The 20,524-nt window shown below is 46.5% G+C and carries 12 protein-coding genes; 11 read left to right on the plus strand and 1 reads right to left on the minus strand.

Going from position 1 to position 20,524, the window contains the following annotated elements:
* The 8 genes from FDP09_RS07495 to FDP09_RS07525 all read left to right on the plus strand — a co-directional run bounded on the left by FDP09_RS07495 (position 1) and on the right by FDP09_RS07525 (position 14,099).
* Positions 1-1,782, plus strand: coding sequence for a RagB/SusD family nutrient uptake outer membrane protein (locus FDP09_RS07495; protein WP_137402075.1), 1,782 nt, complete (start codon positions 1-3; stop codon positions 1,780-1,782).
* A 176-nt stretch (positions 1,783-1,958) separates the two neighbouring features.
* Positions 1,959-2,135 (plus strand): hypothetical protein, encoded by a 177-nt coding sequence (locus FDP09_RS23750; protein WP_187328820.1) that lies wholly within the window; start codon positions 1,959-1,961, stop codon positions 2,133-2,135.
* 3 nt (positions 2,136-2,138) lie between these two features.
* Positions 2,139-4,022, plus strand: coding sequence for a rhamnogalacturonan lyase (locus tag FDP09_RS07500; RefSeq protein ID WP_137402076.1), 1,884 nt, complete (start codon positions 2,139-2,141; stop codon positions 4,020-4,022).
* A 270-nt stretch (positions 4,023-4,292) separates the two neighbouring features.
* Positions 4,293-5,582, plus strand: coding sequence for a DUF4861 domain-containing protein (locus FDP09_RS07505; protein WP_137404963.1), 1,290 nt, complete (start codon positions 4,293-4,295; stop codon positions 5,580-5,582).
* Positions 5,583-5,766: 184 nt separating this feature from the next.
* On the plus strand, positions 5,767-6,525 hold the full coding sequence (locus tag FDP09_RS07510; protein ID WP_137402077.1) for a DUF6250 domain-containing protein: 759 nt from the start codon (positions 5,767-5,769) through the stop codon (positions 6,523-6,525).
* 221 nt (positions 6,526-6,746) lie between these two features.
* A complete protein-coding gene (locus FDP09_RS07515) occupies positions 6,747-9,467 on the plus strand; it encodes an exo-rhamnogalacturonan lyase family protein (RefSeq protein WP_137402078.1) in 2,721 nt (906 codons plus the stop codon).
* A gap of 221 nt (positions 9,468-9,688) precedes the next feature.
* Positions 9,689-11,002: a rhamnogalacturonan acetylesterase gene (locus FDP09_RS07520; RefSeq protein ID WP_137402079.1), complete on the plus strand. Its 1,314-nt coding sequence runs from the start codon at positions 9,689-9,691 to the stop codon at positions 11,000-11,002.
* Between the two features lie 1,117 nt (positions 11,003-12,119).
* Positions 12,120-14,099, plus strand: a complete 1,980-nt coding sequence (locus FDP09_RS07525) for an alpha-L-arabinofuranosidase C-terminal domain-containing protein (protein ID WP_137402080.1) — start codon at positions 12,120-12,122, stop codon at positions 14,097-14,099.
* A 211-nt stretch (positions 14,100-14,310) separates the two neighbouring features.
* Here FDP09_RS07525 and FDP09_RS07530 read toward each other — a convergent pair whose 3' ends face one another.
* Positions 14,311-14,865: an REP-associated tyrosine transposase gene (locus tag FDP09_RS07530; protein ID WP_137402081.1), complete on the minus strand. Its 555-nt coding sequence runs from the start codon at positions 14,863-14,865 to the stop codon at positions 14,311-14,313.
* 407 nt (positions 14,866-15,272) lie between these two features.
* On the opposite strand from FDP09_RS07530, the gene FDP09_RS07535 reads away from it, so the two are divergent.
* The 3 genes from FDP09_RS07535 (at position 15,273) to FDP09_RS07545 (ending at position 20,437) form a co-directional block, all read left to right on the plus strand.
* The gene (locus tag FDP09_RS07535) at positions 15,273-16,412 is read left to right on the plus strand and encodes a sialidase family protein (protein ID WP_137402082.1); all 1,140 of its coding nucleotides are present in this window, start codon (positions 15,273-15,275) and stop codon (positions 16,410-16,412) included.
* A 116-nt stretch (positions 16,413-16,528) separates the two neighbouring features.
* A complete protein-coding gene (locus tag FDP09_RS07540) occupies positions 16,529-17,449 on the plus strand; it encodes a sugar phosphate isomerase/epimerase family protein (RefSeq protein WP_137402083.1) in 921 nt (306 codons plus the stop codon).
* A gap of 237 nt (positions 17,450-17,686) precedes the next feature.
* A complete protein-coding gene (locus FDP09_RS07545) occupies positions 17,687-20,437 on the plus strand; it encodes an alpha-d-galacturonidase (protein ID WP_137402084.1) in 2,751 nt (916 codons plus the stop codon).
* The last annotated feature ends 87 nt before the right edge of the window (positions 20,438-20,524 follow it).

The following is a 20,524-nucleotide window of genomic DNA, read 5'->3' on the forward strand; positions in this document are numbered from 1 at the left end:
ATGAAAATGATACATATTCCAGTCAAGAGATACCTCGGAATGGCCATGCTGGGCTTAGGGCTTTTTTCCTGCTCGGATATGCTGGAGGTAGAGCCTGCGGCAGAGCTGGACAAGGACCGCCATTACCAAAATGAATTTGATGCGGATGCAGCGGTCATAGGAGTATATGGAAAGCTGATGAGGCTTGCTGAGCAATATGTCGTGCTCAATGAGGTAAGGGCTGACCTGCTGGAGGCCACGATGATGGCCGATCCGGATTTGGTGGACCTGAGCAATCACTCGGTCGTGGCATCCGATAACAACAAGTATGCTGATCCCAAGCCCTTCTATGAAATCATCATAAATTGTAATGATGCATTGCAAGGCTTGGAGAAAATGCGCGATGAAAAGCGGATCACTGAAGAGCAATATGTCCAGCGGTATTCGGATATCGGTGCGGTTCGCTCTTGGGTGTACTTACAGGTGGGCATTCACTTTGGGGAAGTGCCCTATGTGACCGAATCCCTGGAGTCGATCGATGATGTGAATAATCCTTCCTTGTCTCCAAGGCTGAGTTTACCGGAGCTAGTGGACGAACTGGTGAAGTTTATGGAAACATTGCCTTATATGGATCCCTATCCGAATAATGTCGGTCTAGTAGGGAACTATGATGGGTATAACATGTTGCCTTTTTTCATCAACAAGAAGGTGTTGATGGCTGATTTGTACCTGTGGCAGGGAAATTACCAGCAGGCAGCCGCCAATTATCGAGATATAATGGAAACTGCTACTGAGGGTGGACCGTCCAATAACGATTACTATGATCGCTATAGAATGTCTTGGGGTGGAGGCTCTAAGTTCAACGTGAAATACGGTAAGGACAATGATATCAATACCCTTAATGATAATAACACTGACGGGTGGCGAAGCATCTTTGGAATGGCATCTGGGGAACGTTATGAGATGACTGAGTGGGTGTGGATCATGCACTATGATAGCGATTTTGCTCCTGAATATCCTTTTGTACGTTTGTTTGCCAATTCTGGTGACGGAGAATATCAGCTCAAGCCTTCAAAGGAAGTCTTGGATCTATGGCATGAGCAGACTCAATGGAATAATTTTGAGTTTGATGCGCGAGGGGCATTGTCCACAAACAATTGGGAAACGGATTATCCCGAAGTGGCAAAATATACTTTCCATTATAATCCCATGACCTCCCCTTTAGTAAAAGATGGCAAATGGTTTTTGGAAAGGGCAGCATCTGTTCACTTGAAATATGCCGAGGCGGCCAATCGTGATAACAGTATTGATGAGCTCCCTAAATTGGCGAGGGCATTGGTAAATGAAAGCCTAAGCGCAGCCTATACTCCCGACGACTTTTCTGGAGATGACGTGACGGATGTGCAAAACACCCTGTACTTGTCTTATCCATATGATTTCGATGCCAGACAAGGTGATTTCCCTTACTATAGAGGAACTTGGTATCGGCATCAAGGAATTCGTGGAAGGGCTTATTTACCTCCGGTAGTACTTCCAGAAGATATTACCACCGTTCAGGCGGAAAGGGACTGGACAGAGGAATTGATCATAGATGAATCCGCATTGGAGCTGGCCTTCGAAGGACATCGCTGGCCACAATTGCTGAGAATGGCGATGCGCGCAAACGATCCGTCGGTGCTGGCTGATAGGGTCTATGATAAAATGTCCAAGTCCAATAATCCAGAAACCGTGGCCCGTGCAGCCGGTGTAAGGGCTAAGCTAATGGCCGGTGACTGGTTCTTGCCGTTTCATTGGGAAGAGTAAAAAAACAATATAAGCCCTTTCAGGATTCCAAAACTTGAAAGGGCTTATGTTGTGAAAGCCAGTAAATTCAAACTGCACAAAAATGTATATAAAATAGCTGTAAAGAATTAATGCAATCGTTTGTACTGTAAGTGGAAAGCATTATATTATGCCAATATTAACAATCACCCAAAAAGATGAAAAAGTACGTTAATCTAAATGGAAAGTCCGGCCTAAGCTGGAAGGTTAGATTGTTGGTTTATTTGGCCACTATATTGCTTTGTGTGTTGGCGGCAAATTTTCGCCCCGAGATACAGCACTTTACAGGAAATCATCAAGATATGAATGTTGAAATTTCCACCATAGAAGAATAAACCATGTTAACCAACTTATTAAAAAACGGCAAGGTAATGCACCTTGCCGTTCTACTTTCACTCACTTGTAGTTCGTTTTTAGCATCTGCCCAAGGCCTACGGCAGATGGAAGCCTTGGACAGAGGCCTTGTGGCGATTCCGACCAACGAGGGCGGTAATTTTGTTAGTTGGCGGGTGCTGGGTACTGAACCAGAAGAGATCAGCTTCAACCTGTATTCGATATCTTCTTCCGGCGATGCCAAAAAGCTCAATTCCACTCCACTCACCAAAACCAGTAGTTTTTTGGATGAGTCACCAGTAGGTGGTGACGTTTCTTATGAGGTGAGGCCGATTATTGATGGAGAAGAACAAAAAGCATCCAAGCCAACAGCCGTCTGGAACCAAGCGTACCTTTCCATAGCCCTCCAAACCCCAGAAGGCTATATGCCAAATGACGCTTCCGTAGGCGACCTCAATGGCGATGGACAATATGAAATAGTACTGCATCAAGCCGGCAGGACACACGATAATTCCCACAAGGGACTGACTGACCCGCCGATCTTGCAAGCCTATACCCTCGAAGGGGACATGCTCTGGGAGATCAATTTGGGCAAAAACATCAGGGATGGTGCACATTATACGCAGTTTATGGTCTATGACCTGGATGGGGATGGCAAGGCCGAAGTGGCCTGTAAAACGGCCGATGGCACCACGGATGGCCTGGGGACGGTTATTGGTGACCCCAAAGCCGATTGGCGCAATGATGATGGTTATATTCTGGAAGGCCCCGAGTTCCTGACGATTTTTGATGGCCTGACCGGTAAAGCGCTGGCGACGACGGATTATATTCCACCAAGATACCCTGGAAAATTACACCCTACCACTGATGAACTCAAGTCCCTTTGGGGCGATGGCTATGGCAACCGCATGGACCGGTTTTTGGCGGGCATTGCGTATTTGGACGGGGAGCAGCCCAGCCTGATCATGACACGTGGCTATTATACCCGTACGGTGTTGGCAGCGTGGAATTGGCGGGATGGAGAGCTTTCCGAGGTGTGGACTTTTGACAGCGAAGATGGTGATCCCACACACAAGCCATATGGAGGCCAAGGGTACCATAGCCTGTCTGTGGGAGATATCGATGAGGACGGCAAGGACGAAATCGTATTTGGAGCCATGGCGATCGATGATGACGGGACTGGGATTTACACCACAGGCCTTGGGCATGGAGATGCCTTACATCTTTCGGATATTGATCCAGAGCATCCTGGGATGGAGGTTTTTGGTATCCATGAACATGTAAAACATGAGCATGGTGCCAATCTAAGGGATGCGGCCACTGGTGAAATTATCTGGTCTTATCCTTCTCCTGACGTGGGCCGTGGACTGGCCATAGACATCGATCCGCGATACCAAGGCTATGAAAGCTGGGCTTCCGGAGAGGGACTGCATGGCCTTTGGAATGTGAAGGGAGAAATGATATCTGACAAAAAGCCCCGCTCTTGCAATATGGGCATTTGGTGGGACGGAGATTTGCTCAGGGAAATCCTTAATGGCGTGGATATCGACAAGTGGGATTTTGAAAACGAGCGATCTGAAAGGATTTTTACAGGAGAGGATTACTACATGGCCAAAAACAACGGTACTAAATCCAATCCGGCTTTGTGCGCGGATATCTTTGGTGACTGGCGCGAGGAGCTGATCGGCAGAACTGCCGATGGCAGTGAGCTACGAATTTTCAGCACTACCATTCCTACGGAATACCGTTTTTATACCTTGATGCACGATCCTGTTTACCGTCTTAGCGTCGCGTGGCAAAATGTGGGCTACAATCAGCCAGCACATACTGGGTTTTATCTCGGCGCAGGAATGAAAAAGCCGGCAAAGCCAAGGATTAGTGTTAAGTAGTGAGATATGAGACATGAGACAAAAAATCCAAATTCCCCCTTTTAGGGGGTTAGGGAGGTAACCGTCGTACCGGGGGCTGTGTCCTCTTTATAATCAGATAGTGGGACGAATTCCTTTCCAGCGCTTTTGCTTGTCCAAAATCCCCAATCTTCAAATGATATAATCTTTCAATTCTAAATTGCTGCAAATTCAAAACCGACCATGACAGACCAGAAGAGTTTGGTCATCGATTTTCCGTACTTTAAATCGAAATTTAAAAAAGTAAACATCATGAAGCATTCATTTTGGGTAGTAGGTTCGGCGTTTTTAATGGCTTATGCATGCAGCCCCGCCAAAAAGGAGGAAAAACCATTGCAATTTACGGTGAACAATCAAGCCTCCCTGGCCTTGACCGACAAGCCAGTGGTGATCAAAAAAGGAGAAATTCCAGGCCTTGAATCGCAAGCCGGCAAATGGCCGCTAGTGGTTTCGGTGGGAGACACTGTTGCTGCTCAGTATGATGACACCGATGGTGATGGTCAGTGGGATGAGTTGTTTTTTGTCACCGATTTGGCAGCGAATGATGCTAAGACCTTTACAATAGGTTGGGCGGATGAGGTGCCAGAATTTGCCCCGCGCACCAGTGTGCGCTTTGGCAAACGGGAAGGAGCCGACATTCCCGTTCATCCGGCACAAGCGGACACCTTGCCAGCCGATGGATTACCCAAAAGTGTGGGCTACCAACCCTACCAAACCGACGGCCCAAGCTGGGAAAATGATAAAGTGGGCTTCCGCCACTACTTTGACGGCAGGAATGCCAAGGATCTTTTCGGCAAGAAAACTTCGGCCATGAGCCCAGAAGATGTAGGGATCAATAGCGAAGGAGCGGTGGAGGACAATTACCATGTGATGCACGATTGGGGGCGTGATATTTTGGCCGTTGGCAACTCCGTTGGTCTTGGTGGTGTGGCCCTGATGATCGATGATGAACCGGCAAGAATGGGCGTCACTGTAAATGATGCGGTAAACAATGTAGAAGAAAGTGTCTTTCAAATTGTGAAAGAAGGCCCCGTCCGCTCGGTGATTCAGTACAACTATAACAACTGGCAGCCCCAGGACCGCAGTTATGATGTGCAGGAAGTAAGTACGATCTGGCCTGGGATGTATGCCTATAAAAATGCCGTTTCTGTGGAGGGATTGCAAGGAGACGAAACACTTTTGGTGGGCCTGGTAAATATTAACAATGATCATGAGCTGAGTGAAATAGAGGTGAATGATGAATGGGTGGTCTTGCTGACCCATGATCAGCAGACCTATGAAAAGGAATGGTGGCTTGGCATGGCGCTGATCCTGCCAAGGTCCGTTTACGAAGGCTACACGGAGGCACCAAAAGAAGGCCCATTATCCAATACCTATTTGGCCAAATTAAACGTAGAAAATGGTCAGCCGGTAGAGTATTTTGCCGCAGCAGGATGGGAGCTTTCTGATGAGCAATTTACCGACAGGGATTATTTTACCAAGTATATTACCAATCTGACAAAGCAGCTCAGTGCTGATGTAACGGTAAGTTGGGAGGAGTAAGATAAGATTGGTTCCGTCATAGCGAACCTGTCTTCCACCATTGGCAGGGAGGAGGAAACGACGACGAAGCAATCAGTTTTTAAATAACGGGATTGCTTCGTCGTACCTCCTCGCTATGACGAAGCTAGCTCCACTCAACCACTAAATAGAACAAAATCTTCATTACCCATTAAAAGGTTATCAAATGAAGCGATTATTCATAATGATCATTACAGGGGCTTTTTTAGCTTCCTGTGGAGGTTCTGGTAATAAGGAATCGAAGTTAGCGACCAAGGAACTATCAGGAGAAAATATCGTGTCCAGCAGGAAAACAGTTGCTGAAACCGATAAGGTGCTGGCATCAGAAGACTTCTCCACCCCACTGGACAGTAGCAAGTGGAAGGTGGAGATGGATGACTTGCCCAATTCCTCAGTGGCCGTGGAAGGTGGAAAGCTGGTGCTGGACACCAAAGGAGGCGTAACGGTCTGGCTGAACCAAAAGCTAAAAGGTAACATTGAAATCACCTATAAACGGCAAGTGGTGATGGCGGATGGCACCAATGACCGCCTATCGGACCTTAACCAGTTTTGGATGGCTACAGATCCGGAGAATGAAAACTTATTTACCCGTGGTGGGAAATTTGCAGAATATGACTCCCTGAGCATGTACTATGTTGGATTTGGTGGCAACTATAATGGAACCACCCGTTTCAGAGAATACCAAGGGGATGGTGAAAAGACGCTGCTATTTGACCTTGACGATGAAGACCATCTGCTGAAGCCCAATCATTGGTACACCATCAAAATCAAAGTGGAAGATGGTCTGGTGAGCTACTGGGTGGATGGGGAGAAGTTCTTCGAGTACCAAGATGAAACCCCATTGACAGAAGGCTACTTTGGCTTTAGGTCCACTTGGTCCAGGCATGAGATAGACGACCTTAAAATCGTTCGTCTGGAGAATTGAGATTTGAGTCCTGAGACTTGAGTCCCCCTTTAGGGGGATTTAGGGGGTAAATTTAAGCTATTCATGATTGAGGCTAATCGGGATTTGTAATCCCGATTTCCGATAAAGCGGGTTAAAGTTGAGCTGGCTTCGGCTCCGCTCAGCTACCAACTTCGAACATTCGACATTAAACAATTTTCCCATCTTTCAATAATTACCATAAAACCAAATAACCCAACGCAATGACAGACTATTCCCCTTCACGAAGAAATTTTGTAAAGCAATCAACCCTATTGTCAGGCGGACTTTATATGGCGCCTCACTTAGCGTCTGCATTTGATACTACGAGAGATATGCCCCTTGAGCCCGTTGAGCTCGGTTGGCTTGAAAATCCTGAAAATACTCGTTTTGGTGGAGTGACCTTGGGAGTGCCTTGGCCCAAAGGACAGTTAAAGCAAAGTGACTTTCTACTGACAAATAATGTTGGTAAGCAGATTCCCGTGCAGAGTTGGCCCTTGGCCTATTGGCCGGACGGCTCGATCAAGTGGGCGGGACATGCCATTTCGCAGCCTGATGATCTGCAGGGCAATTGGAAGCTGATACCTGGGAAAGGGGTTCGGCCAGAAAAAGAAATTTCAGTAGAAGAGACTTCCTCAGCCATAAAAGTGGACACAGGCCTCATCCAATGCACGGTGGACAAAAACGGCAGTGCTTTCATGAAAAGCATCATTAGAAATGGCCGCGAAAGCCTGAAGAACGGAAGGCTGGTGCTCTTAAAGCAAGATGGAGTTCTTGGCGAAGATGAACAGATTACCACCTCGTTATTTGAAGGAGAGATCAACCAAGTGACGGTAGAACAAAACGGGCCCGTGCGGGCAGTCATAAAAGTAGAAGGAAAACACCAAACACCGGAGGGTGATGGTTGGCTTCCTTTTATTATTCGGCTATATTTTTATGCCGGAGAGGCCAATATCCGAACGATGCACACCATTGTTTATGACGGTGATGAAGAAAGAGATTTCATCAAAGGTTTGGGGATGCGTTTTGATGTGCCCATGGAAGACGAGCTGTATGACAGACATGTCCGATTTGCGGGCAAGGGTGATGGGATCTTTGGCGAAGCCGTCCGAGGATTGACAGGGCTTAGGAGGGATTCGGGCAAGGCCGTCCGGGAGGCACAGGTGAAGGGAGAGAAAACACCACCTAAAAGTACATTCCCCGAAAGCGTACGCTCGAGATTACATTATATCCCCGCTTTTGGTGACTATACCCTTTCACAAACCAGTTCGGATGCCTTTTCCATCAGAAAGCGGACAGCGTCAGGACATTCCTGGCTCAAGTCAGGTTTTGGTGACCGCAGTAGAGGTGCTGGCTATATTGGCGGACCAGCTGGGGGCGTGGCATTTGGCATCCGGAACTTTTGGCAGAGCTACCCTGCCCAGTTGGACATTCGAAATGCCCATACCGAAAATGCAGAAGTGACCATGTGGCTTTGGGCACCGGACGCCCCGGCGATGGACCTGCGCTTTTATCATGATGGCATGGGACAGGATACCTATGAAAAACAACTGGATGCACTTAATATCACGTACGAGGATTATGAGCCTGGCTTTGGAACGGCAAAAGGAGTAGCCAGGACAAGTGAAATGCAACTTTGGGTACTGGAGAAAACCCCCAGTCATGAAGCATTCAATGCCTTGGCAAATGGCATAGAAACTCCTCCGCAATTGGTTGCTTCTCCAGAATACCTTCACCAAATGGGCGTGTTTGGGAGGATATGGGACCTACCCGATACCAGTACACCCAAGAAAGCAAAAATCGAAGCATACTTGGAGGATTATTTTGAGTTTTACAAAGGGCAGGTGGATGACCACCGGTGGTATGGCTTTTGGGATTTTGGCGATGTGATGCACAGCTATGATTTTGACCGTCATACTTGGAAATATGATGTCGGAGGGTTTGCGTGGGACAATTCCGAATTATCCACAGATCTATGGCTTTGGTATTATTTTTTACGCACGGGCAGGGCCGATGTTTATCGTATGGCGGAAGCTATGACACGCCATACAGGAGAAGTAGATGTGCACCATCTGGGGAAATTTGCGCCCTTGGGCAGTCGGCACAATGTGATGCATTGGGGCTGTAGCGCCAAGCAGCTACGTATCTCAACCGCTGCCAACAGGCGCTTTTATTATTATTTGACCGGTGACGAGCGGGTGGGAGACCTGATGCGCGAACAGATCAATGCCGTGGCGACCTTAAAAGAAGTGCCGCCAACCAGAAAGGTAAGCAGCAAATCGGTATGGGAAACCGATGATGATCCCCATCACGTGTATGCCGGTTTTGGGACGGATTACAGTGCCATTGCCGCCGCGTGGCTGACAGAATGGGAGCGAACCGGCGGGGAGGAAATCAAAGAAAAACTTATGAACAGCATGCGAACCATAGCTGCCCAGCCCAAAGGCTTTTTTACCGGAGGAAGCAGATTGGATTTGCGGACAGGTGAATTCGAGATTCAAGACCGGCAGCGGGCCGGGGCTTCGCACCTGAGTGCTGTTTTTGGTTTGATGGAAATCTGTGCTGAGCTGATCGAAAACATCGATATGCCCGAATTTAAAGCCGCTTGGTTACAGTACTGTGAACTGTACAATGCCAGCGATGAGGAGCAAGAAAAAGCCTTGGGAAATGCTCTCGGTAAGCTCAACCTAGGCCAAGGTCATAGCCGACTGACCGCCTATGCTGCGAAGCAAAAAAATGATCCCCAACTTGCCGCCAGGGCTTGGAAAGAGTTTTTTGGAGGAGCGGCAGGATACCGTTTTGATAAGCCAGAAATATATGAAGTAAAAGGACCCGAAGTGCTGCACCCTGTTGAAGAAGGTCATATTTCTACCAATGCCACCGCCCAATGGGGCTTGGCCGCTATCCAATGTTTGGGCTTGATCGGGAATGAACTGAAGGAATAGGCTATTAATAGCCCTCGTTTATAAAGAGCGGCTATTGAGCCGTGCATTTGCAATGCACGAGTATGTTGACTGGCATTTCAAATGCCGTGTTCGTAAATTCCTTGTTACAAAGGAACAAACGTTTAGCCTTTTGGCTGGAGAAACCCTCACAGCAACGTACAGTTTTACTGTCAAAGAAAGCTAACTTTTGGGTTTTCTAACCACGATCAAAATAACCCGTTATGCGTAGTTTTCTTCTTTTACTTTTGGTAATATCCACTACCACATTACATGGTCAAACCTACAAGTTTGATTTTGGTAATGGCCCTGTGGCCAAAGGATATGGTCAAGTACTGCCTGAGATGGTCTATACGGCAGAAAGAGGTTTTGGCTTTCTGGAAGGAAAACAACCTGAGGCCATAAATAGTGGCAGAAATGAACTGAAAGGGGATTTGATTGCGAGTGATGCGCCTTTCTTTTTTACAGTTGATGTGCCAGAGGGCAATTATGACGTGAAGGTGATTTTGGGCGATAGGGAAGGGACTTCCTCCACCACTATCCGCGTGGAAAATCGCCGCTTGATGCTAGAAAAGACGGATACTAAAGAAGGCAAACAAAAGGAAGAAATGTTTTCCGTGCATGTCCGCTATCCCGAAATTGCCGGTACCGATAAAAAGGTCAGGCTGAAATCACGGGAACTGGATTATTTTCATTGGGACCACCAGCTGACAATAGAGTTTAACGGAGATGCACCCAAAGTGGCTGCGGTAGAAATAACTCCAAACACCACCGCGCCAACTGTGTTTTTGGCAGGAAACAGCACCGTCGTGGATCAAGCAAATGAGCCTTGGGCAGCTTGGGGGCAAATGTTTCCAGTGTTTTTTAAGCCGGGGAAAGTTGTTATAGCCAATCATGCCGAATCAGGAGAGACATTGAAGGCCTTTATGGGAGCGGGAAGACTGGAAAATGTGCTTAGTTTGATGAAGCCGGGAGATTACCTGTTTATTGAATTTGCCCATAACGACCAGAAGCCGGGAGGCAGTCACGTGGAGCCTTTTACCACCTATCAAGAAATGATTCGAGAATATGCTGCTGCCGCAAAGGCAAAGGGAGGAATTCCCGTTTTGGTCACTTCCATGCATAGAAGAAGGTTTGACGAAAATGGCAAGATCATCAATACACTCGATGATTATCCCGAAGCCATGCGACAACTGGCCAAGGAAGATGGGATAGCTTTGATTGACCTGAATGCGATAAGCAAAGTCTTGTACGAGGCCTGGGGTGTGGAGGCATCCAAAAAGGCATTTGTCCATTTTCCGGCAGGGACATTTGAAGGACAAAGAGAGGACTTTGCGGACAATACCCACTTCAGTACTTATGGTGCTTACCAATTGGCCAGATGTGTGGTGGAAGGGTTAAAGCAAACTGATCTAAAGCTGAAAAAATACCTGAAGAAAGGTATTCCAAGCTATAACTCCGAAAACCCACCTGCCTTCGAGGATTTTTATTGGCCATTGAGCCCAAAGGTGTCGGTGATCAAGCCAGATGGTAATTGATTGACAAGTAGCAAGATAGAGCAAAGAGAAAAGAAGAAAGAAAAAAAGCTTCACCCGAGAGTTCCGTATTCCACCCAGGGCAAGGCAAGCGCATTTAAAAACCTCAGTTCGATTATAAAACGTCACTGCGAGGCTTAGGGGGGAGATTAGAGGAGTGGAAGCCGTGGCTGTCTTCGTATTTGGGGATTGCCACACCCTTTTCCAACCCACATCCTCCTAAAAAGGGTTCGCTTTTAATACTAAAAATAAGTCGTTCCTACGGAACTTACCCTTTTGTGTGTAATCATTTTTTGTTGTCACCTGCACCTTCTATATGACCCTCCGCCAAAGGCGGAAGCCATACATTTTTGGGACTTTTTAACTGAATCCGCCTTGCAGGTATTGGGCGTTAAGAAATTAAAAAGCGGGCGGGCAAAAAGGCAGGCTTGTTTGACGAAATGCTGACCAAAAAGAATGTTGGAAGCTAAAATGAAGGAGTTTGCCTGCATGAGGGAAGGTTTTAATTTTAGCCCAATAGCTGCACAGCGGCGGGGTTTTTTGGTTACTTTTTTGACCTGAAGCAAAAAAGTAACAAAGGTAAAGAGATGAAGACCATCTTGGAATTTAGCAGAAAAATAATAGAACCAATATTTCCAAATTCACACTAACTAAACGATATTGATAAATCGGGGCAAAGTGCCAGCGGCACGATAAATTTAGTAACCTGCGGATTCATCCGCAGGAGCTTAAGCGCTCCTCAACCTCCCGAAGGAGTGCCAGCGGCACGGATGATAGCTATGCCTACACGAAAACTATCTCCCTTCAAAACACTAAACGCGTTTGTCCTGTTATTCCACCCTTCGATATGCTCAGGATGGGAATACGGAACAGCATCATTCAGTTAGCAACTCCACACTTGCCAGTGCTGGGGCAAAAAACCAGCACAACCCAGAAATGCATAAAGACATTCTTTAGATAGGAGAGGTGAGTATTGCGTCTCGTCTCCTATCTAAAGTCTCAAATCTCATATCTATTTTAAGTGTATAAAAAACATTTAATTATTTTTTCTTATATTGGTGCGTGTTGGTTACTACTGGTGACAACAAAATGAAGTAAAATCTAACTATAACCTAAACCCATGAACAAATTTAAGCCCCTGATGTTTGGAGTGGCCATGGCCGTGTTGCCATTGATTGCCCAAGCCCAAGATGAACCTACCGTTCTAGAAGTGGATCTAGACGAAAAAACCGCCGATATCGCCCCGACCATGTGGGGATTATTTTTTGAGGATATCAATTTTGCCGCAGATGGAGGTCTTTATGCGGAGATGATCAAGAATTATTCCTTTGAGTTTGAAAACCCAATGATGGGATGGCACCGGGTAGAAGACCAAGGTGCCAAGGGGTATGTCTTTAACAAAAACCATGAAGCAGACGGCGTAAACCACAAGTATTTGCGCATGCAGCGGCTCAATGAAGCGGGTAACTTTGGTCTTCACAATGAAGGTTTCCGTGGCATGGCGGTCAAAAAAGGCCTTAAATATACACTGACCTTTTTAGCGAAAGTAGCCAAGGGGGAAAATCTTACCGTTACGGCCAAGTTGTTGGATAAGGATCAAGTGATCGGTGAAGGGTCGGTAAGCGATTTTAGCGATCAATGGGCCGAATATGAAATTGTCATGACAGCAGGTCAAACCCTTGACGGTGTCAACTTCCAGTTTTTGCTGGAAGGCGAAGGAGAGTTGGATGTGGACATGATCAGTATGTTTCCTGAAGATACCTGGAAAGGGCGAAAAAGAGGGCTTAGAAAAGACCTCGTACAGCTACTGGCCGATATGAATCCGGGATTTTTGCGCTTTCCTGGAGGATGTATTGTAGAGGGGTTTGATTTGGAAAATCGTTATCAGTGGAAAAAGACCATTGGTGAAATGGAAGATCGTGAGGTAATGAAGAACCGATGGAACATTGAGTTTGCACACCGTACTACACCTGATTATTACCAGTCGTTTGGAATAGGTTTTTTTGAGTACTTCCAGCTTTCCGAAGATATTGGGGCAGAGCCATTGCCGATTTTGAGCTGTGGACTGGCTTGCCAATTTAATACTGGCGAACAGGTGCCGATCGGAGCACTGGATCAATACGTAAATGACGCACTTGATTTGATCCAATTTGCGAATGGCCCTGTGGACAGCGAATGGGGTGCCAAGCGGGTAGAAATGGGGCATCCGGAACCGTTTGATCTGAAGTTCATTGGCGTGGGCAACGAAAACTGGGGTCCCCAGTACATCGAACGCGCAAAGATTTTTGAGAAAGCCATCAAGGCTGCCTATCCGGAAATAACCATTGTTTCCACGTCTGGTCCTTTTCCTGATGGAAGGGAATTTGAATACCTATGGGGTGAGCTGAGGAAAATGGATGCCGAATTGGTGGATGAACATTACTACCGTCCACCGTCCTGGTTCCGGGAAAATGCTCGAAGATACGACGATTATGACCGTAACGGTCCCAAAGTATTTGCTGGAGAATATGCCGCGCACAGTACCACAGTAAGCGAGGATTTTAAAAGAAACAATTGGGAAGCAGCCATGTCAGAGGCGGCATTTATGACAGGATTGGAGCGGAATGCCGATATCGTTCGGCTGGCGTCTTATGCTCCTCTTTTTGCCCATGTGGATGGCTGGCAGTGGAATCCGGATTTGATTTGGTTTGATAACCTTCGTTCTTACGGCACCACTAATTACCATGTGCAGAAATTATTCTCCACCAATCCAGGAACAGCCGTAGTTCCCATTACTTTAGAAGGAGAAAGCTTGGCAGGTGAAGAGGGGCTTTATGCTTCGGCTACCATCGATGAAGCCACTAATGAGCTCATCTTTAAAGTGGTCAATACCGCTCCCGGGTCCAAGGAAATCACCATTGAGTTGGACGGAAAGTACAAGGGAAATGGTAAAGGGACTTGGCTGGAAATGGCCAACGATGATCTGGAGGCCTATAATTCCCTGGATGATCCTATGGCTGTAAGCCCCAAAACAAAATCCTTTGAAGTTAAAAAGAAAACGATTCAGCTTACCCTCCAAGGCCAGTCGGTTAATGTTGGCAGGGTGAAATTAAGCAAATAACAAATCAATCAAAAAGCCAACTCCAAGGAGTTGGCTTTTTGATAATTGCCCCTCGTCACCAATAACATCCTGAATTAATTTGAATTGCCCTCGATTGAAACGAGGGCGTAATGAACCGTGCATTTGTAATGCACGTGTATGCTGATGGCATTACAAATGCCATGCTCGGAATTCCTCGTTGGAAACGAGGAATAGTGTAGTGGAATAGCTTTTAAACTAATTCCACAGGAAGTAAGCCTTTTTCATTGGTCATGTAATCTTTGGCACTGCTGTAAAGGTAGTTTTCGGGATATTCTACTATACCCGCTTTTACAGAATTATTATGGATATAATTTATTTTTTGGAATATATCAATATAATATGCTTGGAGGTGGATAGCGTGGTTTCCTTCTTTCCATAACCTAAACTGTTGATGCCTCGCAGAGTTTTTGGCATGGAATGAGAACCGGTCCAAAAGCCACGTTTTTCTACTTTCCGGGATTTCTTGGATAGCTGAAATGATTTTTTTAGCGGTGAACTTTTTGAAATCCCTCAAAAAATTGGACATCATGAAGGGAGGTGTGCAATAGGCAATAAAATGGATGTGATTGCTCATGATCACCCAAGAGTGTAGTCGTAGTCCTTTATGATATTGACAGTAGCGAAAAGAGTCGATTATTATGTCTTTATACGTTTTTCTGGTAAAAATATCCACCCAATCAACAACCGTTAGCGTTAGAAAATAAGGGGCATGTTGATCGGTTATAAAATAGGCATCACCTGACATTGTGAAAAAAATTAATGTATCAATATAAGCAGTTTATACAGCATTACAAACGTAAAGCTTATGAATTCCGCATTGAAATGCGGAATAGTCGTCGAATTGACCTCCTAGAATTGCCCTCGATTGCAACGAGGGCTTAACGAACTGTGCATTTGTAATGCACGTGTACGATGACTGGCATTACAAATGCCATGCTCGGAATTCCTCGTTGGAAATGAGGAATAGTTTGGCAAACAAGGGATAGTGTGGGACTACAAACGAGGAATAGTTTAGTTTTTTTGATAAATCCGACAGCCTGTTTGGCGGGAAGGTACAGGATAGCAACTTGTGCGGTTCTTTCTAACTTGTTCGTGATACTGGGGACTCCCTGTGATTTTTGTTGGACAACTAACCCAAAATTAATACATATTATGAACAAGAAATACCTTTGGATATACTGCTTATCCTGTTTGCCGATACTGTTTTCCTGTGGCGGGGAAAAGGAAAAGGTGACATGGAGAGATGGCATTGTCATAGATGAATTTATTTACGAAGAGGCACCATACCCTTCCTGTCATGCTTCTACCATTGCGGAGACTCCGGATGGTTTGGTGGCTGCTTGGTTTGGCGGTACTCATGAGCGAAACCCGGATGTTGGCATTTGGGTGAGCCATAGAAAAGACGGCAAGTGGACCCCATCCGTAGAAGTCGCCAATGGTGTCATCAATGATACCCTGCGCTATCCTACCTGGAACCCGGTGCTCTATCAAGTGCCTGATGGGGATTTACAGCTTTACTATAAAGTCGGACCACATCCTTCCAAGTGGTGGGGCATGCTGATCACCTCAGCTGATGGAGGCCATACTTGGTCGGCACCCAAAGCACTTCCGGACAGCGCCATAGGGCCAGTAAAGAATAAACCAGTGCTTTTGGGTAATGGAAACTTGATCGCTCCTTCCAGTACGGAAGGAAATGGATGGAATATCCATTTCGAGGTCACTCCGGATTTTGGGGAGACCTGGGAAACTGTGGGGCCAATAGCCAGAGGCGAGGACGATATCAATGCTATCCAGCCAAGTGTACTCGACCACGGAAATGGTAAACTTCAGATTCTAGCAAGAACTCGAAATAGGGCTGTAGGCACTTCATGGTCTGAAGACTATGGCCAGACTTGGACACCAATGGAAAAGTCAAATCTTCCAAATAATAACTCTGGAACCGATGCGGTAACCCTTCAGGACGGTCGTCACCTTTTGGTTTATAATCATGTTTTGCCTCCCGGCGAAAAGGCAAAAGGTCCGAGAACACCACTTAATGTTTCGTTATCGGACGATGGCATCCACTGGAATGCCTCATTGATTTTGGAAGATTCAGAGATCAGCCAATACTCGTACCCTTCCGTTATCCAGTCTTCGGACGGGATGATACACATCGTTTACACGTGGAGGCGGGAGCGAATCAAATACGTGAAAATCGACCCCAGCAAAATGACCTCCCTGCCTATTAAAGATGGTCAGTGGCCAAAGCTTCTGGAAGAAAATACTACGGTAGAAGAAGTCGCCACGGAGTAAGAAAGCAGCAAGCAGCAAGATTTAAAGTGCTACAAAGAACATGGTGTTTTGTAGTGGGGTCTGCTCGAATGATAATATTCCATTATTAAAATCTTCCAACTAACCAATTATAATTCGTGAACAACGCATCTAATAATAGAAGAAATTTCATCAAATCCCTAGCCGTCATTGGGACAGGGATTTTGTCAGGTCATACGCTCTCAGCCTGCTCTTCTGGCCGTGGAATAGCGGCTTCAGGAGAGGAACGCTATAAAATAGCAGTGTGTGACTGGATGATCCTAAAACGCCAAAAACTGAGTGCTTTTGCCCTTGCCAATGAAATCAATGCTGATGGTATTGAGCTGGACATGGGGGGACTGGGCGATCGGGATACCTTTGACAGTAAGTTGGGCGATCCGGCGGTTAGAGAGGAGTTTTTGGCAGAAGCCAAGAAGCAGGGAGTGGGAATCAGCTCCATTGCCATGTCGGGATTCTATGCACAGTCCTTTGCAGAGCGTCCCACTGTACCCCAAATGGTACAGGATACCGTGGATACCATGAAAGGTATGGGCGTAAAGGTAGCTTATTTGCCACTAGGTGTTCCCAGTGATTTGGTAAAGCATCCAGAACTCCGACCTGCCATCGTGGAAAGGCTGAGAATGGCCGGGACAAAAGCACAGGAAATCGGTGGAGTCATTGCTGTAGAAACCGCCTTGGATGCAGCGGGAGAAGTGGAGCTGCTAAAAGAAGTGGACTCCCCGGGGGTGAAAATCTGCTTTAACTTTGCTAATGCGATTAAAAATGGGAAGGACATTCCGAGTGAACTAGAAACCTTGGGTGCCAGCAATATTGCCGAAATCCATTGCTCCAATACAGATGGGGAGTTGATCGAAAATGATCCTGCTTTGGATATGCCTTCCATCAAGAAGACGTTGGACAAGATCGGCTGGTCGGGTTGGTTGATCATCGAGCGGTCGCGGGATACCGATGATGTCCATAATGTCCGCGCCAATTACGGAGGCAATGTGGCATATATGAAATCAGTGTTCCAAAGATAATTTATATGTGATCTAGCCTATAAAGCTATCATTGCGATTACAGCGATAGACAACGATGCTGTTCTTGATTTGCAATTAGGAATACCCCTTAGGAATATGTAATTATCAAAAACCCAAAACCCAAAGCCTATTGCATAAACTAGGTTAAAGAGTTTCTTGGGTTCTGATTTATAATCAGGAACTTCCAAATAAAGAGGATTTGTAATCCCCTTCACATTCACCCAAAAATTAACCGAAATGAAATTATTGACTCCTTTTCTACTTGTGATTTTGCTGATGGGCTGTCAGCCGGAATCAAAGGAAATCACCATACTCCTTTCTGAAAATGCCTCCAACAGGGCGAAATTTGGAGCAGGGAAACTTTTTGAGGCGTTGGAAAAAGTAGAGGGCTTTACAGTCTCGCAAGGCCAGCTGGGCACTACCGGCCCCAAAGGAAAAACCATCGTCATCGGTGAGCAAGACGATCCGGCCCTGTCCCAATGGAAAGAGGATCATGCTTGGAGTACACCTGACGAAAACAACTCGGGAAAGGAAGGCTTTCAGATCAGCAGTGGAGATGAAAAGGTGCTATTGGTAGAAGGAGTAGATGCTTCAGGAGCACTTTATGGTGCGATGGAGCTGCTTGACCAGCTTACCGAGGAGGGGGAGATTGATTTTGACCAACAGCTTACCGATGGCCCGGAGATGGTGCTTCGCGGAGCGTGTATTGGTTTGCAAAAAACTTCCTATTTACCCGGAAGGGGAGTGTATGAATATCCGTACACTCCTGAAAATTTTCCTTGGTTTTACGATAAGGAGCATTGGATAGATTATTTGGACATGCTGGTGGAAAACCGGATGAACTCCTTATACCTGTGGAATGGACACCCTTTCGCCTCACTGGTGAGGTTGGAGGATTATCCTTTTGCAGTGGAAGTGGACGATAAGACATTCAAGAAAAATGAAGAAATGTTCCGCTTTATCACAGAGGAAGCAGACAAGCGGGGCATTTGGGTGATCCAGATGTTTTACAATATCATCGTGTCAAAGCCTTTTGCTGAGCATTACGGCATCGAGACCCAAGACCGTAGTCGTCCGATCATTCCGTACATCGCGGATTACACACGGAAATCCATTGCAGCTTTTATAGAGAAATATCCCAATGTAGGGCTTTTGGTGGCACTGGGAGAAGCCATGTCAGGAGAGGAGAATGATGTGCAATGGTTTACCGAAACAGTCATACCCGGGGTCAAGGATGGCCTGAAGGCTTTGGGGAGAACCGATGAGCCACCGATTATTTTGAGAGCGCACGACACCAATGCGCCCTTGGTCATGGAAAAGGCATTGCCGCTCTACAAAAATCTTTATACCACCCATAAATACAACGGAGAATCCCTGACGACATACCAACCGAGAGGGCCTTGGACGGAAATCCACAAAAGCCTCAGTTCCAAAGGTAATATTCATATTTCCAATGTACATATTTTGGCCAATTTGGAGCCTTTCCGATACGGATCACCGGATTTTATCCAGAAAAGTGTACAGGCCATGCATGACGTCCATGGCGCCAATGCACTCCATCTTTACCCCCAGGCTTCTTACTGGGATTGGCCTTACACGGCTGATAAGACCGAAAGTGGCGAGCGGCTATTGCAGATCGATAGGGACTGGATATGGTACAAGGCTTGGGGACGCTATGCTTGGAATTGCCGAAGAGATAGAGCAGATGAAGTGGAGTATTGGAGCGAAGTTCTGGGGGATGAATATGGTGCTGGTAAAGAGGCCGGCCGCCAGATCTTGACTGCCTATGAAGAAACGGGTGAAATAGCACCGAAGTTATTAAGGAAATTTGGCATCACCGAAGGCAACCGCCAGACCCTGTTGCTAGGCATGTTTGGAAGCCAGCTTGTCAATCCGTACAAATGGCGGGTTTATCCAGGATTTCACTCTTCTTGTGGACCATTGGGCGAAATCCTAATCGAATACGCCGAAAAGGAGCACAACGGCACCCCACATGAAGGAGAACTTCCTCCGCAGCTCATCGCAGAAGTGGTGGAGCATGGTCGCAAGGCGGTGGAGGCCATAGACGCCGCTGCTCCTGCAGTAACATCCAATAAAGCGGAATTTGCCCGATTGCAGAATGATGTGCAAAGCTACAACGCCTTTGCCCAATTCTTTGCGGAGAAAGTAAAAGCGGCCATGCAGGTGCTGGAATTTAAGTATTCGGGAGATGTGACCGATTTGGAAGCGGCGCTTCCACATTTGGAAAAGAGTGTGGCCTATTACCGAGAGTTGGTGAAGTTGACAGCAGATACATACCTCTATGCCAACAGCATGCAAACATCCATGCGCCGAATTCCCATTGGAGGAGATGAAGGTCAAAACAAACACTGGGTAGAGCTGCTGCCACACTACGAAAAAGAATTGACCAGTTTCAAAAGGAATATTGCATTACTGAAAGACTCCAAAGACGGACAACGACCGGATGTGGAGGTGACTCCATGGAAAACGGTGGAAGTGAATTTGGGCTTGGATGCTACCCGGTTTGCTGTGCGGGAAGGCCAGAAGGTATTTACAGACGATCCGGGCAAAATCATTCAGCTGGCCGATGAGCTCAAAAGTCTCAAGGGCTGGATGCTGTCTTCCGAAAAGCTGGACGATGAAGGAATCACGCTGGAGTTTCACAATGATCAACCCATAAAATTGGTAATGGGGTATTTTAATACGGGCGACAAGCACTTTCTGACACCACCCACCTTGGAGACCAATGCCATGGGCAACATGCGTGGGGAAGCGGAAGTTCAGCTGGCCAATGCCCTGCAAATCGAAGGCTTGCCACCGGTAAATATCCATACGTATGAATTTGAAGCAGGGGAAAATAAATTGACCCTGCAAGATGGAAAAGTGCTTTTTCTAGGAGCGATCGATGCCAATCAGGAAATCACTTCAAGGGATGTGGGGCTGATAGATGATGAGCAGAAGGTAGCCGTGGACTGGGTGTTTTATTAAGACGCAATTAATTAGTATCAAGTAGCTGGATGAGATGATAGAGCCAAGAAGAAAGAGAAAAGACAGTTTAAGTTGCGCTGGCTGTTT

Source organism: Echinicola rosea, assembly GCF_005281475.1.
GTDB lineage: Bacteria > Bacteroidota > Bacteroidia > Cytophagales > Cyclobacteriaceae > Echinicola > Echinicola rosea.